Origin of the sequence: Sporomusa acidovorans (assembly GCF_900101845.1) — a bacterium.
GTDB lineage: Bacteria > Bacillota > Negativicutes > Sporomusales > Sporomusaceae > Sporomusa > Sporomusa acidovorans.
On the sequence record NZ_FNAM01000043.1, the window covers coordinates 31772 to 50058 of the forward strand.

Genomic DNA, 18287 nt, shown 5'->3' on the forward strand with positions numbered 1-18287 from the left:
AGCGGCCGGCTGGTTGTTTATCCGGTCACATGCCGTAATCTCCTCCCCCGTCGCTCGCAGGTCGCGCGCTGTATTAACCTTAATCCTGCCGGTTATCACTTACAGAATTAACGTTGACACAACACAATGGTGATTGTCAGACAGGCAGTTCTCCTGACTTGCGGCTCATGGCTTGTCCGCGCCTTCCCAGGATTGCTCCCAGTGGCACATCCGCGGACTTGCTCCCCGTTACAGTGGCGGGACCGTGTTGGCTTTGCACCAAACTTCCCTATTAAGCCCCGTAGGGCACCTGTCTCTGGCCTTATGTGGTTGCGTTCCGGTAGAGAAAAATCCTCTCCCACTTGACAGGAGAGGACGCACTGATACCTGCAAATCCTTCTCTTGTCACCGCGGAACAAGCGGCTCTTTGCCGGAGATACCTGGTATACAGGAACAAGACGTTTGCAGCATCTAGATTATGTATTTATAGAGAGGATACGCTGGCGCATTGAATGTCTTCATTGGCTTTAGCATACTACGAAAATGTTTTGCCGTCTATCCCTCATATGAGGTATTTTTTGCTAAAATTGACAAAAAAGGGATTATTTTTTTTATTCTGCCGTCGCGCCTGCTTCCGAAAAACGTACGGCCGTGTCAGCGGGAAATTCGACGCTTTCTCCGGTCGTGGATCGCCACTTGAGCGTCTCCTTTAAGGTCCCGGCTGTGACTTCCCCTGTTTCATTAAATTCTATGGCTTGTTTGGCGCTGAATTTCACAAAACCGGCGGCGTCGCCTGCCGGCTGGTTGGTTTTCCAGCCTACAGGCCGCAGGCTGGCAGCGGCGTCCAATACGCCGGACCTGACCGCACCGAAAGCATAGAAGGCAAGGACGGTATTTTCTTTAAAGGTCAGGAAACCGTATTTGCCTGCCACCAGGCGGACAGTGGCCTGCCCGGCGACTGTTCCGGCAAGGACATCGCCTGTTTCGCTAAAGGTAACCGGGGTTCCGCCTTTGTACCGCAAATGTCCGTAGCCGGGAATTGCGATGTTATATCTTCTTTCTGCAAAGACGCGGTGATAGCGGGGGAAAAAGGGCCCCAGGTCCGCATAGGCCGAAACATAGTAATAATCATCAATCACGCGTTCCCAGCCGCGGGGCTGGAGAAAGGCGTCACTCTAGGCTACGCTGCTGACCGGCGGCAGTTTTGGACAACTTCAGTTGATTGTGCGGGATTCCTGCTTGATCCAGAAGGTCAAACACGGCAGAAATTCGGTCTTGTCGAAGCCGTTTGCCGCACCGTACCCCTGGACAATGGCTTTGACTTGTTCGTATTCGTCGCCGGCAAATATCTGGAAGGGCTGCACGATCACTTCGGTAAACCCTTCCGCCTGCAGGCGCTCCAAGGCCTGTCGTTCGCTGTCGACCTGAATGCCGTCGATTTCCGCCAGTTTTTCGATCACGGTGCGGGAAGCAAAGGCCTGCCGGATCTCATACTGAGGATACTCCGACCGGATTTTATTTTCCATACAGGCCGTGACCAGCCTACGGGCTTCCTGGTAGGCGGTGCCTATGCCCACCATTAAAAAAGCTCTTTTTTCTGTCTTGTCCAAGTTAACAAACCTCCCCATATGATTAGGGAAACGGTAAAGCTGCCGTCCCGGTGATCCAATTGCCAACTTTATCCTAACATACCAAAATACGGTGGTCAATCCTTACGCCCAAGGCCGGGGTTGACCTTGCTCCCGGCACCGGGCAGCCATCAATCCCTCACATGAGGGATTGATGCCACTAAAAGTTTACGAAGGCCGCCAGCAGTTTTTTTGTATACTCTTCCCGCGGCTGGCTGTATAAGGCCGCGGCCGGCTGCTGCTCGATAATCCGTCCCCGGTGCATGACAGCGATTTCATCACTGCAAGCTTTGATCAAATCCAGGTCATGCGATATGAACAGATAGGCTATACCGTATGTTTTCTGCGCATTTTTGAGCACTTCAATAACCTGGGCCTGAACCGACACATCCAGCATGGATGTAGGTTCATCCAGCACCAGAAATCCAGGCTGCAGCAGCAAGGCCCTGGCGATACAGATACGCTGCAATTGGCCGCCGCTTAACTGATAGGGCTGCCTGCTCAAAATACCGGTGTCCAGACCGACAAACTGCAGCCACATTTCGATTTGTCCCGCAATATGCTCTTTATCACATATGCCATGCAATCGGTAGGGTTCTGCCAGGCTGGCGCCGATGCTCAGGCGGGGATTCAGCGAAGTCTCGGGATTTTGGAACAGAATCTGCATGTCTTTGCGCAGCGGTTTCATCTGCCTGGTTGTAAAACGGCTTATCTCTACGCCGTTAAAAATGATCCGGCCGGTGTCGCAGGGTATGAGGTTTACAACCAGGCGGGCAAGCGTCGATTTACCGGACCCGCTCCTGCCCACCAGCCCCAGTGTTGTACCGGCTTTCACGGAAAAGGAAACATCATCCACCACGGTGGTCCGGGTACGCCCCCATAAGCCGGCGGCAAAGGTTTTGGTCAGATGGATAACTTCAAGCATATTGCCAACACCTCACCTGTCTCCGACCATTTATCGCCTGCAGCGGCGGCTCCTGCAAGCGGCATATTGATTTCCGGCAGGAGCAGCGAGGCTGGAATTTGCAGCCTGCCGGCAAGTCAATGAGGCTGGGAGGCATACCCGGCAGCGGCGTTAGTGTTTTATGCGGCTGCGCATTGATCAGCCCCCGGGTATAAGGATGCAGCGGCCCGGCAAAAATTTCGCCGGCCGTCCCCTGTTCCAGCACGGTGCCGGCATAGAGCACGAAAATTGCGTCGCACAGCTTTTCAGCCAGCCTTAAATCATGGGTTATCAGCATGACGCTGATCCCGGCGCTCGCCTTAAGGTCATGAAATAGCTGAAATACCTGCCGGCGAATTATGGCGTCCAGGCCTTTAGTCGGTTCGTCGGCAATCAGCCATTTTGGCGACAGTGCCGTGCTCATGGCGCAAAGGGCCCGCTGCCGCATACCGCCGCTTAGCTGAAAGGGGTAGCGTGCCGCCACGGTTTGCGGCTCCTGAAAAGCATACCGGCGCAGTTGCTCAATCGCCTGCCGGCGCGCGGCAGCTTGCGGTATGTTGTGGTGATAGGCAGCCCCTTCGCCGATTTGCCGGCCGACGGTCATAACAGGATTAAAGGCGGTATCGGTGTTTTGCGGTATAAAAGCGATGGTTTTGCCCCGGAGCTGATTGAGTTCTTGGGCGGGCAACTGCAAGATATCCCTGTCTTGGTAAATAATATTGCCGGTTACCCTGCTATTTTCCGCCAGCAGGCGTAACACCGACAATCCCAAAACCGATTTACCGCTGCCGGTTTCCCCGATTATACCGGTGATTTCCCCGCTGTTAAAGATCGCGTCAATATGGTTCACCGCCTGTACGATCCCTGCTTTTGCAGTAAAAGAGACTGTAACATTTTTGATACAGATATTGTCATTCACTTTATAACAGTCCTTTCTACCAGTCTTGTTTGTACAAACCTTTCCGGATACTGAATCTGTCGCGCAGGGCATCGCCGACTAACTGAATGCTGGCACATAAAGCCATGATGCATAAACCGGGAGCCAGCAGCAGATTGGGATAGCTGCGAAAATAGGTTTTGGCATCCTGGATCATAACTCCCCAATCAGCTTGCGGCGGCTGCAGGCCAAGCCCTAAAAAGCTCAGCGAAGCCACGGACAGTACTACTGTACCGATCCGGACGGTAAAAAGGATAATCAGAGAATTGAACAGATTTGGCAAGATATAGTGCAGAAGAATGTAGAAAGTACCGCCGCCGAGGCTGCGTACCGCCTCGATATAATTTTCCTCCCGGATCTTCAAAACCTCGCCGCGCACAATACGGGAGAAGCCTGCCCAGGAGGTCAGCGTAATCGCCAGCAGCAGGCTGGCTGTGCCGGGGCCCATGGCACCGGCAATTGCGATCATCAGGCTCATGCCCGGCAATCCCTGGAATATATTCACCAGCAGTTGAATGACGGTATCGGCAGCTCCGCCAAAATAGCCGCCGATTATTCCCAGGGAGATTCCCAGCAGCATGGTACATAAGGCCGCAGTCACGGCAAAGCCGATGGAAACCTGCGCGCCGTACAGGATACGGCTGAACACATCCCGGCCCAGCGCGTCCGTTCCCAGCCAATGCGTACCGGAACAGGCCTGCAGTGTTTCATCCGGTAAAACCTGATTGGGATCATAGGGAGCGATGACGGGAGCGAAGATGGCGCAGCCCACCAGCAGGGCCAGGATAAGTGCAGCCAGTTTATATATGACAGGAACACGGTTTACAGCAGCCATTATTTCCCTCCCAGCCGTATTTGGGGATTAAGCACCAGATAGACTAAATCAACCAGTAAATTAAATACGACAAAAATAAGTCCGGTGAACAGCACATAGCCCTGGATTGCCGGATAATCCCGGCCTCTGACGGCTTCCAGCACATAACTGCCCAATCCCGGCAGGGAAAAGACCGACTCAATAACTGCCGAACCGCCGATAACAGCGCCAAAGTAATTTCCCAGCAGGGTAATTACCGGGATCAGGGCGTTCGGGAGACCGTGCCGCCAGATAATGACGGGAAAGGGCAAGCCTTTTGCTCTGGCGGTAAGAATGAAATTCTGCTCCAGCACATCCAGCAGGGCGGCGCGCTGCAGGCGCATTACCGTGCCGGTTGTTCCCGCCGCCAGGGCAAGGGCGGGCAGAATGAGCTGAGTAAAGGTACCATACCCGCTGGTGGGCAGCAGTTGCAGTTTCTCCGCAAAAAGCCACATACCGGCGATAGACAGCCAGAACGACGGTATGGAGGTAGCCAGGAGGGCGGCCCCCCGGAGTACAAAATCAGTTTTTTTATCTCTGTGATAAACCATAAGCAGCCCCAGCGGGATGCCGGTAAACACAACCAGCAGCAAGGCAGAGACGGCCAAAGCGAGCGTCACCGGCAGACGCAGCAGCAGTTCGTCCAAAACCGGGCGCTGCGTCAGGTAGGATAGGCCCAGGCTGCCGTTAAGAAGCTTTTTATTATAAACGGCGAGATTCATATCCTCAAACAGAGGAATGCAGGGCGGCGATGCTGCCGCAATATCCTGCAGCCGGTTATAAATGGTTGCTCTGTCCGCTGTTTCAGAAGCAGTATCCAGTTGAGCAAGCAGTTGCTCGGCTTCCTGATTTTGATAACCCAGCCGATACTGAACATTGGCACTGCCGGTGGCTTTCATATAATTTTTAAATAATATAGCCGGTTCAAAATTGGGCAGCCCCTGCGTGCCGAGGATGATGTCGAACCTGCCGGTTGCTCTGGCGTCCTGGATGGCCGCCCATTCCAAAATGACAATGCCGGCATGCAGGCCAAGTTCTTTAAGTTCGGCCTGCAGGAATTCGGCTATCTCTTTATAAGGATACCGGTCAATGCCGTATTGCGGCACCAGCAAGGTGATATCGGCGGTTTGCCCCTGCAAAACGTCCCCGGCCAGGGCTTTCGCCTGCCCGGGATTGCGTTCCGGCCGTATTTCCTTGCTGAACGGCGACGCGCTATTGAGGAAATTGCCGGTGGGTATGGCATAGCCATGAAAAAAGTTTCTCACCAGTATTTTCCTGTTGACCATGAGGCTGACGGCTTTACGCATGCGGGGGTCGTTAAAAGGCGTTTTTTCGCCGTTGCAGAACAAATAATGAGTAATAGAAGATTTTTGGGTTGTCACGGCAAAACGTCCGTCTTTGATCAGTTCGCTTGTTAAGGCGGGAGGGAGCGAGCCTATGTCCAAAACCCCCATGATTTCTTCTGTTTTTAATGCCGAATACCGTGTTTCGGCACCCGGTATATTTTTTATGCGAATGGTTTTGGCATTGGCTTTGCTGCCGTAATACTCGTCATTGCGCGCCAGCAAGGTATACTGTTTGGGAACATGGCCGGCAATTTTAAACGGACCGGTACCGGCTGCAACGGTGATAAAATCGCCGGTACGGCTGTCGAAACAGGCGGGACTGAACATGGCGCTGCCAAAATTGGTCATGCTGTAAATCAAAGTGGGAAACGGCCGGGAAAACGTCAAACGAACGGTATGTTCGTCCACAGCTTCGACTTGTTGTAAATCCGGGTATATTTTGTTGATATCAAAGGTATAAAAAGTGGATACCCTGGGTGATATGACGCGGTAACGCTCAAAATTTTTCACGACGGCAGCCGCGTCAAAAGGCGTGCCGTCATGGAACCGTACTTCTGCCGCCAGTTGTAAAACCCATTCCCGGTAATCGCCGGAATGCTCCCAGCTCTTTGCCAGTCTGGGAGCCGGCCTGCCGTCCTCGCCGGTCCCCACCAGCGGCTCCCAAACCTCCAGGATCAGGCTGGTATAGTAAGGGTCCTTGCTGCCGGGAGTCAGGTCCCTGGCGGCAGCCAGTACGATCTCCTTATCCGGGCCGGGCGGTTGTTCCGTATTGCCGGAACAACCGGTTAAAACGACTGCCAGCCCGAGCAGCGCGAGAGTGCAGACAACGTTTATATAAAAGTGGCATGTTCCCATAAGGCTTGCTTTTATTACCCGCATATCCTGCCGGCCTCTACAGGTCAAACTGGGCAGACAGGACGATGGTGCGCGGCAGAGATACGTATACCTGATCGCCGCGGGCCGCCATCCAGTAATCTTTATTGGTCAGATTGTAGCACATCAGACTAAGCACGGCAGGTGTGCGCTCGATTTTCATTTTATATTTCAGGCCGAGATCAAATGTCGTATAGCCGGGGACGGTGATTTTTTCATAATTGATGGTCGATTTGCCGGTATAGCGGGCCCGGCCGATAATGCTGAGCCGGTCATTGGCCTGATACTCCAGGCCGGCTACGGCATTCCATTTTGCCCGGCCGCTTACGTCGTAGCCGTCATATTGGCCGCCTTTGGTTTTTTCCTGAGTGGCATCCAGAAATGTGAGACCCCCCAGTACATTCCATTTGCGGCCCAGGCTGCCGCTGGCGGACAGTTCTACGCCCTTATGGCGCTCTCTGCCGTCCTGGAGCAGATAATATCTGTTACTGTTGCCGGGGTCGGCAACATCAATGCTATTGGCCTGTTCAATATCAAAAAAGCTGAGTGTCGTGAGCATGCCGGCGTGTTCGTATTTTACCCCGATCTCGTTTTGCTTGGTTTTGGCCGGCGCCAGAATGTCGCCGGCATTCGTATAGCCGCTGCCTACAACAGCGCCTTTGTTAAAGTTTTCCGAATGACTGGCATATAAGGAAAGATTGGCTGCCGGTTTATACACGATACCGTAGGTGGGGCAGAAGGCATCGCTGTCGACGCTGGCGGTCTTCTTGCCGGTAGTCGGCGTATATGAGTTCACAGTGGCGAAATGCTTGTGTACGCCTAACAGGAGTTGCCATTTTTGATACTCAATATTGTCGACCAGCGACCAGCCCCAGAGTTTTTGCTTTTCCGCCAAACCGGTCGTATAGTCGTCATTAGGCAGGCGATTCTGCACAAAGCCGTCGTAAAGGTTGCCTGTGCCAATGGTTTCATTCTTGGTAGTTTTTGCCGATTCGCGGTTGCGCCAGGATTTATCCATTGCTAAGGTCACATTGTGGGTAACTGCCCCACCGGCAATTTTGCCGCGGGTGCCTATCTGGGCATAGTAGGTATTCATGGGCGTACCGCCGTTATTTACATATAGATCGTAATCACCGTCATTATTTTTAAGCGTAAAAGCACTATTTACCCCGCTCACATTTTTGGTCAGATTATTGCGGTTCAAACCGCCGTTAAAGAAGACACTCCAGTCCTTGCTTACTTTTTGTTCATGATTTATGGCCAAAATCCAGCCTCTGGACGCTTTCACCATCCCGTCAAACCCGTAATCGGCGCTTGAATCCGGTGCACTGGGCAGACGGGTGACAGCGGAGCCCAGCTTGAACCAACGCATGCCGCCTTCAATTTCAATATGGCGGTAGCCTGTCAATATATTGGTGGTACTGTTCGCATCCCGGTGGTCAATGTTGGCGAAAATCCCCTGCGCCTTTATATTTTCCCCGTGAATGGAGGTTTCGCCGTTCACCAGTTCGGTATTAATACGCACACCCCAGGCGTTGTTTTTGCCAAACCGCCTACTAATGTCGAAATATTCGCCGAACGATCCCATGCCGGAAAAGGTCTGCGTATAGCGGGTTAAGGGCTCGTCCGGCGCTTTTTTGGATACAAAGTTGATTAGCCCGCCGGCAGAATCCGACTCATACTGGGCACCGGTGCCGCTTATACCGCTGTTCGGTCCGGAAATAAGGTCTACATGGTCGATCATAAAGGTAGGCGCGTTAAATTGCGTAAACATGCCGGGTATGCCGTTTACATAGGAGCTTGTGCCATTGGCGCGAAAGCCCCGGAATGTAAAGTCATTATGCAACACACTGCCTGACGCCTGAATCGAGGGGCTGTTGGACAGAATGCTGTCGAGCGGCTGACTGGCGGCGCCGAAAGCCTCTATGGTTTTGGCCGTTAACGTGAATTGGGTAAAGGGGGTATCCAGCGTGTTTTTTTCGCCTAAGAAACCCACGCTGCCGCTTTTGGCTGTAAACCGTCAGCTGGCGCAGCAGAACTGTCTTTTTTGTCCTTTTTGCCTTGAACGACAACTTTTTCCATTTTATATGCAGGAACCTGTTCCTTTTCGTCCGGCGTAGCAGTTTCCGTGGTCGCCGCCGTATCCGCCGCTTCTTCCGCCGAACCGTAAGCGGATGTAAAACTTGCGGCGATTGCGCAGGCGATTGCCGCTGCCAGTAGCCGCTTTTTGTTTTCTCTGGGAGATTTTTTCTTCATAGCGTCACCTCATAGTATGTATTGATTTCCTTGTTGTTCCTGGCACGTAAATGTTGCTGGTTGGCAAGATCACCTCCGCGGTTTAGCTATTAATCGCCATATTTGGCAAAACAAAATCCCCTGCCCATAGGACAGGAGACATCGTAAGCAATAAAGCTATACCTAATAAAAAATCCCGGCGCTACAAACGCCGGGAAGAAATACAGCACAACTCAGGTACTCGAATCCCCTCCCCATCGCTCGTGGGTAAAAAACGGTGACTGACAGACAGGCAGTTCTCCTGGCTCCAGATCATCGCTCATCCAAACCTTCCCAAGACGCGTGTCTCAGTGGCATACTTTGGTTTCGCTCCCTGTTACAGTGGCGGGACCGCGCCGGCGTTACACCGGTCTTCCCTATTAAGCCCTTACGGGCACCTGACTCAACGTTATGCAGTTGTTCATAAAGTTAGCTTTCTATTACTGGACTCAATAATAGCACTTCGGGACATACTATGTCAATTCTTTTTGGTAATATTTGCACACCCGAAAGATTTGCTGCGCCGTTGGTATAAAGCAAGGTAATTTTACTCTTACACTTTAAATTCCTGCACAACCTGCTTAAGTTCAACTGCCATTTGGGCCAGGCCGGCCGAAGCTGCGGTAATTTCCTGGACACTGGCGTTTTGCTCCTGACTGGCGGCAGCTACCTGCTCGGCTCCGTCAGCATTGCGACCGGCAGTTTCGGCAATAGCTGCAACTGTGTTTTCTACCAAATTGCTGCATTTTTGCTGTTCTTCAGCCAAGGCGACAATCTGCACCACTTCATTCCGAACATTTTTGACCGCTGCATATATTTCCTTAAAGGCAGTGCCGGAACTTTCCACGACCTGAACACCGGCGACCACCTCCTGGCTGCCTTGGTCTATGGCACTAACGGTTTCTACTGTCTCTGCCTGAATGGCCTCGATAATGCCGGCAATCTCGCGGGCGGCGGTTTCAGACTGTTCGGCCAGCTTACGAACTTCATCGGCTACAACCGCAAACCCCCGCCCCTGCTCACCGGCGCGCGCCGCCTCGATAGCCGCATTTAAAGCCAAGAGATTCGTTTGTCCGGCTATGCCGGTAATAACATCCACGATTTGCCCAATCTGGCGGGATTTGTCACCCAAAGCATGGATTTTCTCGGTTGCCTGGCTCACATTGTTTTGAATCACTTTCATTTTGGTTACCGCCAAGGCAATCTGCTCAGAACCTGTTTCAGCTGCCTTCTCACTTTGTTCAGAAGCGGCAGCCACAGACTGAGCCGCTTTGCCGGTGTTGGCTATAGCTTCGACCATATCTTTAATAATCAGCGCCGAATCATCTGCCATATGGACTTGTTTATTAGCCCCTTCGGCAACTCCCTGAATGGTAAGCGCCACTGCTTCGGCAGCTTTCCCGACTTCCCCCGAAGAAGCAGCTAATTCCTCCGAAGAGGCGGCAACTGTTTCGGCTGTTGCCGCTGTCTTGGTAACAATACCACGCAGCGAGATTATCATGGAATTGAAAGTCTGCGTTAATTTAGCAATTTCAGCCACACCTTGAACTGCAATACTGTGAGACAAATCACCTTCCGCCACCTGTTCGGCGGCAGCCACCAGCTTTTCCAGCGGTCTGACAAGGCTGCGCGCGACATAATAAGCGCAGAGAAGTGCAACCAGTACGGCCACCAGCGTAATTCCACCGGTTGCTACGGCTGAATGCAGGACTGCCGCCATGACTTCACTGATGGGTTCATGTACAATAACCCCCCACTTGTTTTCCGGTATAACCGTAAAAACAGTAAGCGTCTTATCGCCCCGGGTGGAAACTGTCTCCTCGGCGCCGCTTTGACCGGCTATCGCACTGGCGACATAACTATAATTCGCAAAGGATTCTTTGTTAAGTACACGCTCCCTATCCGGATGAGCTATAACGGTTCCTTTTTGATCGACAATATCCACGTAGCCTGTTTTACCAATTTTTGCGGCATCAACAATATCCCATACAGCTTTCAGACTTACATCGGCGGCCATAACGCCAATAATCCGGCCGGTATTGTCTGTTATCGGCGTGCTAATGGTGACGCAGGGAGCATTGGTAAAAGAAGAGATATACACATCGGTAAAAAAAGTTTTGCCTTTTATTGCTTCCTGGAAATAAGGCCGGTCGGCACGGTTGGCCAGGTTGCCGGAAGTTCTGGCAATCTGCATCCCGGTGGCATCCATAACATAAATTAGTTCAAAAACCGGATCCTTTTGCTGAGCACTTACGATCATGTCTTTAACGGTCACGGGGTCCATAGTTTTGGCAACAGGTGTCACAGCCAACATTTCCGTAACACTCCGCGCGTCCTCTACCATGCGTGATATTTCATTGCCAATCTGCTCAGCCGTGTTGTGATTGGCCGAAATTGTTGTTTCTTTTAACGACTGAGAATTTATGTATCCCCCAATAATTCCAGCAGTACAGGCGGGAAAAAAAGCAAACAGCACTAATAGGACAATAAGCCTGACTTGCAAACTATTGCTAACAATCAAACGCCATACCTCCCCAAATTTTCATAATTGCAGTATAATTATACCTCCTGCCATTATTTTCCGCAATTGACCTGCCTCTATTCTTAACTGAGATTTAACGTAGTTTTTTGTATTGTTTTGTAGTATGAATAATAAGTAAAATCAACCATCTACCTTCGTCAAAAAAAAGAGTAGCTTTATTGGCTACTCTTTTTTTACGACCAAACGTCAATCAATTATCGGAAGGCCATTCCCAACAAATTCGATAAATTTTATTAAGTTTAGGGTTGCGTGTATCCCAGCGAACTTCATGAGTGAATTCATCTAAAGGTAACATAGCACGCTCCTCTGTGCATGGTTTTGGCGCTATGTTATCTACCACTTCTTTTCTCGGACTATTTGGTTTTGGCAAACGCTTTCTAGAAAAAACAACGCGCAGTGATAAATTATCAATCTGTTCAGAGATGTTCCTGTAAAGTAAAGGTAAGAATGTATCTTCAGCATCATAAAATTCAAATGCAATTTGTATGTCAATTATTTCGTCTTTTTCCAATTCCTTAAAATGTACTTCATATGTAGACCAAGGAGATCCGATTTGAACATTTTCAATTGTTTGTCCTGACGATAATAATTTTGGGGTAAATTGAGTCCCTTTTCCTGTCCAGGAATACCTCGCATAATACTTTGAAACTCCATATTTAAGTGCTTTAATTTTTATGCTGATCTTTTGGTACTGTCTCCTGTAATCATTATCGTCAAATGTGTAAACATATTCGGCCTTGAGTATTTTGTAACCCATTCGACTATACGTTTTTTCCCCCTTGTTTTTTATCAGGATAACAACTAATAAGATGGTAATACTACAGCCTATAAACCCACCTACGATATACGGAATAAAAGCTGCTATTAGTTGTAAAAACGAAAATATCTCATTTTTAAAGAACGTATAAACTCCAATAATTGCAGACGATCCAGTGAGTATTTTAAAAAGTGTAGACAATTCATCATCTCCCTGGAACATACTCTCATTATGTTATTACTAAAGTATACAAAAAAGAAAAAGCAATTAGACTATATCTAACTGCCTTTTCTTGAATTAATTTAGTCATTGCCCATATACCACACCTCTTTTTGAACCATGGAAAATGTTGGTTGACTAAATTCCGACCCACATTATTTAATTTCATAATATCATATGACTCAAGTTTTTACCGGGTGAGTAGTTCCAACTTCCTATTTATATCCATAACTCTTCGTTGATGGACAAGGTCGGGTAATGTTAAGTATGCGCATAATTTATAATATTTATACACAGTATGTTTCGTTCCAGGTTGTAATAGAAATAAGGAAATATTGGAATACGAAAAGGCATATTTTTTCTAAACCTAGTATTTCCTGCTTGATAGTTTTTGGAATGGAATGATTTTACATTTTAATGATGAATAGGTTACATTAAGGAGGGCAGTTATATGAAAAAGTTTCTACTTACAATTATTTTTGCTATGTTAACCAACGTGTGTTTTGCGGAAGATATATATATTGTTACTGAAAATGGCTTTGCTAAATATCTTCGCACAGAATCACTAGAAGCAAAAGTGACAACTAAAACTGTGAAAAACTCTCTCTTTGAAATGACATATAGCTTGATTTGTATACCAGACGAGATTACTTTAGACAAATTAAGAAGCCAAACTTTAAATAATAAAATTTCCTTTAAAAAACAAACTTTTATTTTTAAATATTTTTTTAACCCAAATAGTAATAATTGGAATAAAGACGGCTCAATTTGGGTTAAAAGTGATGAGATTTGGGGAAATTCTCCAAAAAAATGCTTATATAAAACCAGTGGTAATATGCCCGGCGGAGCCTACTACGGAAATGAATCTGAAGCAATTTTAAACAGAGATATAATTATCACAGCTTACCAATATACTCTATCACATAAGTTAATAAAATATAATTAAATGTCACAATAATTCTTTGTTCTTAGGAAATACTATTCTCTATAAACCGCTTAACCTTCCTTACAAAACAAATGTTTGAAAAGATGAGATAACAGGAAATATTTTTCAAATAAATACTTGTTAAAATAATTCAAATATATATTGAGGGGGAATTCATATGAGGCCTTCTTTCCTCAACACCATTGGAAAATCATTAGCTACGTTACAGATTTTATACCGAGTTGCTCCACTTATTCTTGGAATTAGCATTATTATAGCAGCGATCATCTGCTATCACTCTATCAGTCACAATTTTCCAAGCCTGTCACAGTTACTTCTCAATAAACCACTTACCATCGTCATGAAACAAATAAACCTGCTTCCCTGCAATCCGGCATGTGTATCGCACACCTTGACCGCCAGCTTTTTGTGATGCTGCTTGGCGAACATCCAGGACTTTGTCGACTTCAAACTTCCGGCCATCTTCCCAATGAAGAATCAAAGGCCTGATCCTGCCCTTAGTATCGTGTTGGGCAGTGATCGTAACGAATATTTTATATTTATTTTCCATACCTATAGCCTCACCAGTTGAATAGTTCGCGATCTAGCAGTATCCCAAATTACAAATCCTTTTTTCCTAAGCTGTTCCAACGTTTGATGAATAGTTGATTGACTGCGACCGGCAGCGAAAGAAATCTCTTTGATAGTAGGTTGAGTTCCGCATCGTGTTAGATATTCGTATACTTGAAGCTGTACCTTACTGGTCATAACACCATCCCTTACAGAACATTTGTTTGTGTTTAGTATAGAACAAATGTTTGCAGTTAACAAGCGGAAATGAATGGAAAAACAGCTTATCTGAACACCAGAAAATAAAAAAACACCCAGCAACACAGTCACTGGGCACTTTGGCGCCTCCCACCCGCCCGGAAATCCCCGGCAATATACCTCTATTATGATTGAGAAGAGGCTTAATTATTTGTTTGGCTGACCTTGTTAAATGCATTATTTTGGCATATTTTTCCTATTTATTATTCAATTTATATTTTTTAATACAAATTATACCTATTTTTTCTCATGCTGAGGGTTCCTCAACGATTGTGATTGAAAATAGACGTATCTTAGAAGAACTATAAAGTAATTAACCCGCACCTCACATGATACGGGTTAATTGCTTGTTTATGATTCTTACATTGACGGACTCATTAATTCAGATTTTACTTGCTGAATATCGTTTGGCGTAGCAGGAGCAGCCGGCTTGTAATACCCCTTCTGCTGTGCAGTTTGGGCAATCTGATACTGCCGCTGCTCATCCTGGTTCCTCATTTGCTGAAAGGTTGAACGCAATTGAGAATTGCCTGTTTCGGCAATTACATTAGCATAGGTCGCTAAACTGCCTTTTATCATCGCTAAATAATCATTAAGCATATCTTTCTCATTCATGATTGGCTTTCCTCCTATTGTAAAAATGACATGAGTTTCTGCTTTGAGCTTCTGGCTGCCGCTGCATCTTCTTGAAACATTTGCTTGAGCTGTGCATCATTACACTGCTGAGCGTACGCTTCCAGTTTATTGGCCACCGTTTCATGACCGCCAATCATGTGTCGTAAATGTTGAAGCTCCATTTGATTTAATTGCGCCAAAGATAACACTCCCTTCCATGTATTACATAATTATTATTGATTGAAACATTCTTTATTATTCAGGTAAAATGAGGTAATTTTAAATTTTTCTAGTAGCACTTTTCTCTTTTTCCCATATCCTATAGCAGACGATTGAAAATTTGGTGTTAGCTTACGCTAACCGTTTTTACCGGACCGTGTGTTAGCGATAGCTAACCTTTCTTTATCCACGGTGTTAGCTATCGCTAACCTTTTTTAAGAAAAAACTTAGCTAAGGCAAATACAAGGAGGTTAGCAGTATGTATAGCCCTGCAAAAGCATCAACTTTGGCAGATATCACTGTAGGCACAGCCTGCAGAATATCGACCATAGAACTTGCCGGCTTGCTCCGAAGACGGATTCTGTACCTGGGCATTCTTCCGAAAACTCAGGTACAATGCGTTAGGAAAAGTCCGGCAGGCGACCCCATCGCGTTTCGCGTGCGTGACACTACCATCGCGCTACGCAGCGATGACGCGAGTCTGATTAAAGTCGACCCCGTATAAATTTAAATAGTGGGAGGATTCATATATTATGGACTGTTGTCAAGAAACCCATCGCCGCGAAACTCACGGACGGGTGCTGCGCGAGCATTTCGGCATAGCCCCTGAGTCTGAGCAATGCGTCATTGCTTTGGCCGGTAATCCCAATGTTGGCAAAAGTACAGTTTTTAACGCGCTAACAGGTCTTCACCAGCACACAGGCAACTGGCCGGGCAAGACAGTAGACAATGCCCAAGGTACTTTTACCTATCGCCAAAAGCCCTTCCTATTGGTCGACTTGCCGGGAACGTATTCGATACTAGCCCACACCGTGGAAGAACAGATCGCCCGCGATTTTATCTGCTTTGGTGAGCCAAATGCTACCATTGTTGTTTTAGATGCCACCTGTCTGGAACGTAATTTGAACCTCGCCCTGCAGGTGATGGAGATCACCCCGAACGTTATTGTTTGTATAAACCTTATGGACGAAGCGAGAAAGAAAGATATTACCATTAATTTTTCTGTGTTGGAAAAAGAACTCGGCGTACCTGTCGTGGCTACCGCTGCCCGAAAAGGGGAAGGCCTCAATACCCTTCGGGAAACCCTGTATCAGGTTAGCATCGGCGCACGCAAGAGTAATCCCCGGCAGCTTGTTTATTCGCCCTCCATAGAAGAGGCAGTGCAAGGGCTTTTACCCAATATTCAGCGCCTTGTTGATCACAAACTAAATCCCCGCTGGGTTGCTCTCCGGTTACTGGACGGAGATAAAGCATTCATTGAGAGCATCAACCGGTATTTAGACTTTCAGCCAAATTGGAAGCTTCAGGAGGAGGCAGCAGCATTGTGAACGGAAATATCAAACCCATGACAACGCTAGCGGAAATCTGCACAGAAGCGGATAAACTTCGCCTCCGTACCGGCAACGCGCTTGGCGATACGATTGTATCCGACATTTACGCCAATGCCGAACAGATAACGCGTAAAGTAGTCACCCATAAACAGGAAAACAAGTCCTCCTGGGATGCTAAACTCGATGACATCCTCACATCCCGTCTTTTCGGCTACCCGATCATGCTGGCGCTGTTAGGGCTTGTTTTCTGGATTACCATCGAAGGCGCGAATGTGCCTTCCGGCATGCTTGCAGACACTTTCTTCGCCTTTCAGGATCAGCTTACCGAATGGTTTGAACTTGCCGGAGCTCCAGATTGGCTCCACGGTGTCCTCGTCCTAGGGCTTTATCGGGGTCTAGCCTGGGTCGTATCCGTTATGTTGCCGCCGATGGCCATTTTCTTTCCCTTGTTTACCCTCTTAGAAGACCTAGGCTATCTGCCGAGAGTTGCTTTTAATATGGATAATTTCTTTAAAAAATGCAAGGCTTGCGGCAAACAAGCGTTAACCATGTGCATGGGCTTTGGTTGTAACGCCGCCGGCATTGTATCCTGCCGGATCATTGACTCGCCGCGTGAACGGCTCATTGCGATTCTGACCAATAATTTCGTGCCGTGTAACGGACGTTTTCCCACCCTCATTGCGGTAGCTACCATCTTTTTCGGCGGCGCGTTCTCCTCGGAATACGAAACAGCAATCGCCGCGTTAACAATAACCGGCTTAGTACTTCTCGGCATCGCGACCACATTTGCCGTATCCTGGATACTATCGCATACCATTCTCAAAGGGGAGCCCTCCTCCCTGGTATTAGAACTGCCGCCCTACCGCCCGCCGCAAGTCGGTGCGATCATTTACCGCTCAATCATTGACCGTACTCTCTTTGTGCTGAAGCGTGCCGTCATCATGGCCGCTCCCGCCGGCGCGATTACCTGGATACTAGCGAACATCTACATAGGAGAATTGAGCATCATCGGCCATCTTGCCGGTTGGCTGCAGCCGCTTGGTTACGCCATCGGTATTGACGGGTTCATTCTCCTGGCGTTCATTCTCGGCCTGCCGGCCAATGAAATCGTCGTGCCCATTCTCCTCATGAGCTATCTGGCCACAGGCCAAATGATGGAGTTTGAAAGTTTCGATGAACTCCGCCAGATACTGCTTGATAATGACTGGACCTGGCTGACCGCCGTCTGTACCATGCTGTTTTGCCTGCTGCACTGGCCTTGTACTACAACCCTGCTCTCCGCCTACAAAGAATCCGGTAGTGTCAAATGGACCTTCCTGTCCTTCCTTATCCCGACTGGTATCGCTTTCGCCGTTTGTTTCGTCGTAGCGCAATCGGCAAGACTCCTGGGGCTTGCCTAATGTTACTATGCAGTTGCCGGACACATTCCACATAGTTCTCTATTCCGCTAACTCTATTTATCAAACCGGACAGTCTCCGCTGTCTGGGTGGTTGTAAAACGGCAAGGTCTACCTCATCAACCCCAACGGCATCCTCTTCGCCCCCGGGTCGCAGGTGAACGTGGGCGGCGGCCAGGTGGCCTCCACCCTCAACCTCTCTGACAGCGACTTTCTCAGCGGCAATACCGTCTTTGCGAAAGACGGCAGCGTGATCAATCAGGGCCATATCACTGCTACGAACGAAGCGATGCTCATCGCCGCCAAGGCGGTTAACGAAAGGACTGTCCATTGTCATCGGCAAAAATGAAGTTGTTTGCGGCGGCATGGATATTACGGCTGATGTTTTGAAAAAATAACCGGCAAATAAACATGCGAATGGCCGGCCGGGAAGTATCCCGGCCGGCCATTCGCACATTCTCCCAAGTGTATGACATACCTAGTCTCTTATTAGGAACGTAAGCGTCAAACAATCGCCACATAGTGAACGCGCCCCCAGCCTGAGATAATAGTCTCAGGAGGGATGCAAAAAATGAAACCTGATAAACGAAAAACCTTTTCTGATGCCGAAAAAGCATTGTT

General features: G+C 48.4%; 19 protein-coding genes and 2 riboswitches. Of the genes, 4 read left to right on the forward strand and 15 right to left on the reverse strand.

The window, feature by feature from the left end; genetic code table 11:
* Positions 1-126: 126 nt before the first annotated feature.
* A riboswitch (cobalamin riboswitch) is annotated at positions 127-308 on the reverse strand.
* Positions 309-590: 282 nt separating this feature from the next.
* From BLR65_RS22485 to BLR65_RS22530, 10 genes are all read right to left on the reverse strand, one after another.
* Positions 591-1118: a hypothetical protein gene (locus BLR65_RS22485; RefSeq protein ID WP_093796414.1), complete on the reverse strand. Its 528-nt coding sequence runs from the start codon at positions 1116-1118 to the stop codon at positions 591-593.
* 75 nt (positions 1119-1193) lie between these two features.
* Positions 1194-1589: a sirohydrochlorin cobaltochelatase gene (locus tag BLR65_RS22490; RefSeq protein WP_169716700.1), complete on the reverse strand. Its 396-nt coding sequence runs from the start codon at positions 1587-1589 to the stop codon at positions 1194-1196.
* Between the two features lie 178 nt (positions 1590-1767).
* Positions 1768-2532 (reverse strand): ABC transporter ATP-binding protein, encoded by a 765-nt coding sequence (locus tag BLR65_RS22495; RefSeq protein WP_093796416.1) that lies wholly within the window; start codon positions 2530-2532, stop codon positions 1768-1770.
* Positions 2525-3469: an ABC transporter ATP-binding protein gene (locus BLR65_RS22500; protein ID WP_169716701.1), complete on the reverse strand. Its 945-nt coding sequence runs from the start codon at positions 3467-3469 to the stop codon at positions 2525-2527. Before BLR65_RS22500 ends, BLR65_RS22495 begins: the two co-directional genes overlap by 8 nt.
* A gap of 16 nt (positions 3470-3485) precedes the next feature.
* Entirely contained in the window at positions 3486-4322 is an 837-nt protein-coding gene (locus tag BLR65_RS22505; RefSeq protein WP_093796418.1) for an ABC transporter permease, read from the reverse strand.
* Positions 4322-6565, reverse strand: a complete 2244-nt coding sequence (locus BLR65_RS30045) for an ABC transporter substrate-binding protein (protein ID WP_169716702.1) — start codon at positions 6563-6565, stop codon at positions 4322-4324. Before BLR65_RS30045 ends, BLR65_RS22505 begins: the two co-directional genes overlap by 1 nt.
* Positions 6566-6578: 13 nt before the next feature.
* Positions 6579-8555, reverse strand: a complete 1977-nt coding sequence (locus BLR65_RS22515) for a TonB-dependent receptor (protein WP_093796419.1) — start codon at positions 8553-8555, stop codon at positions 6579-6581.
* A complete protein-coding gene (locus BLR65_RS22520; RefSeq protein WP_093796420.1) occupies positions 8543-8815 on the reverse strand; it encodes a hypothetical protein in 273 nt (90 codons plus the stop codon). Before BLR65_RS22520 ends, BLR65_RS22515 begins: the two co-directional genes overlap by 13 nt.
* Positions 8816-9068: 253 nt before the next feature.
* A riboswitch (cobalamin riboswitch) is annotated at positions 9069-9250 on the reverse strand.
* A gap of 136 nt (positions 9251-9386) precedes the next feature.
* Positions 9387-11354, reverse strand: coding sequence for a methyl-accepting chemotaxis protein (locus BLR65_RS22525; RefSeq protein WP_093796421.1), 1968 nt, complete (start codon positions 11352-11354; stop codon positions 9387-9389).
* Positions 11355-11565: 211 nt separating this feature from the next.
* Positions 11566-12333 carry a hypothetical protein gene (locus BLR65_RS22530; protein ID WP_093796422.1) on the reverse strand — a complete coding sequence of 256 codons (768 nt, stop codon included), beginning with the start codon at positions 12331-12333 and terminating at the stop codon, positions 11566-11568.
* A gap of 469 nt (positions 12334-12802) precedes the next feature.
* Here BLR65_RS22530 and BLR65_RS22535 point away from each other — a divergent pair, with 469 nt between their 5' ends.
* Entirely contained in the window at positions 12803-13297 is a 495-nt protein-coding gene (locus tag BLR65_RS22535) for a hypothetical protein (RefSeq protein WP_093796423.1), read from the forward strand.
* Between the two features lie 310 nt (positions 13298-13607).
* Here the strand turns inward: BLR65_RS22535 and BLR65_RS22540 are convergent, their stop codons facing one another.
* The 4 genes from BLR65_RS22540 to BLR65_RS22555 form a co-directional block, all read right to left on the reverse strand.
* A complete protein-coding gene (locus BLR65_RS22540; RefSeq protein ID WP_176772791.1) occupies positions 13608-13847 on the reverse strand; it encodes a hypothetical protein in 240 nt (79 codons plus the stop codon).
* Positions 13848-13849: 2 nt separating this feature from the next.
* Complete coding sequence (locus BLR65_RS31870) at positions 13850-14044, reverse strand: LexA family protein (protein WP_093796424.1); 195 nt, start codon at positions 14042-14044, stop codon at positions 13850-13852.
* A gap of 420 nt (positions 14045-14464) precedes the next feature.
* Positions 14465-14719 (reverse strand): spore coat protein, encoded by a 255-nt coding sequence (locus tag BLR65_RS22550; protein WP_093796425.1) that lies wholly within the window; start codon positions 14717-14719, stop codon positions 14465-14467.
* 14 nt (positions 14720-14733) lie between these two features.
* The gene (locus tag BLR65_RS22555) at positions 14734-14901 is read right to left on the reverse strand and encodes a hypothetical protein (protein WP_245692988.1); all 168 of its coding nucleotides are present in this window, start codon (positions 14899-14901) and stop codon (positions 14734-14736) included.
* 296 nt (positions 14902-15197) lie between these two features.
* On the opposite strand from BLR65_RS22555, the gene BLR65_RS22560 reads away from it, so the two are divergent.
* From BLR65_RS22560 to BLR65_RS22570, 3 genes are read left to right on the forward strand one after another with little or no spacing between them, the layout of a single operon-like run.
* Positions 15198-15443 (forward strand): FeoA family protein, encoded by a 246-nt coding sequence (locus BLR65_RS22560; protein WP_093796427.1) that lies wholly within the window; start codon positions 15198-15200, stop codon positions 15441-15443.
* A gap of 28 nt (positions 15444-15471) precedes the next feature.
* The gene (locus BLR65_RS22565; protein ID WP_093796428.1) at positions 15472-16266 is read left to right on the forward strand and encodes a FeoB small GTPase domain-containing protein; all 795 of its coding nucleotides are present in this window, start codon (positions 15472-15474) and stop codon (positions 16264-16266) included.
* On the forward strand, positions 16263-17669 hold the full coding sequence (locus BLR65_RS22570; protein WP_093796429.1) for a nucleoside recognition domain-containing protein: 1407 nt from the start codon (positions 16263-16265) through the stop codon (positions 17667-17669). The genes BLR65_RS22565 and BLR65_RS22570 overlap by 4 nt, the downstream gene beginning before the upstream one ends.
* Here BLR65_RS22570 and BLR65_RS31050 read toward each other — a convergent pair.
* The gene (locus BLR65_RS31050; protein ID WP_245692989.1) at positions 17596-18123 is read right to left on the reverse strand and encodes a hypothetical protein; all 528 of its coding nucleotides are present in this window, start codon (positions 18121-18123) and stop codon (positions 17596-17598) included. The genes BLR65_RS22570 and BLR65_RS31050 overlap by 74 nt on opposite strands.
* Positions 18124-18287: the final 164 nt, after the last annotated feature.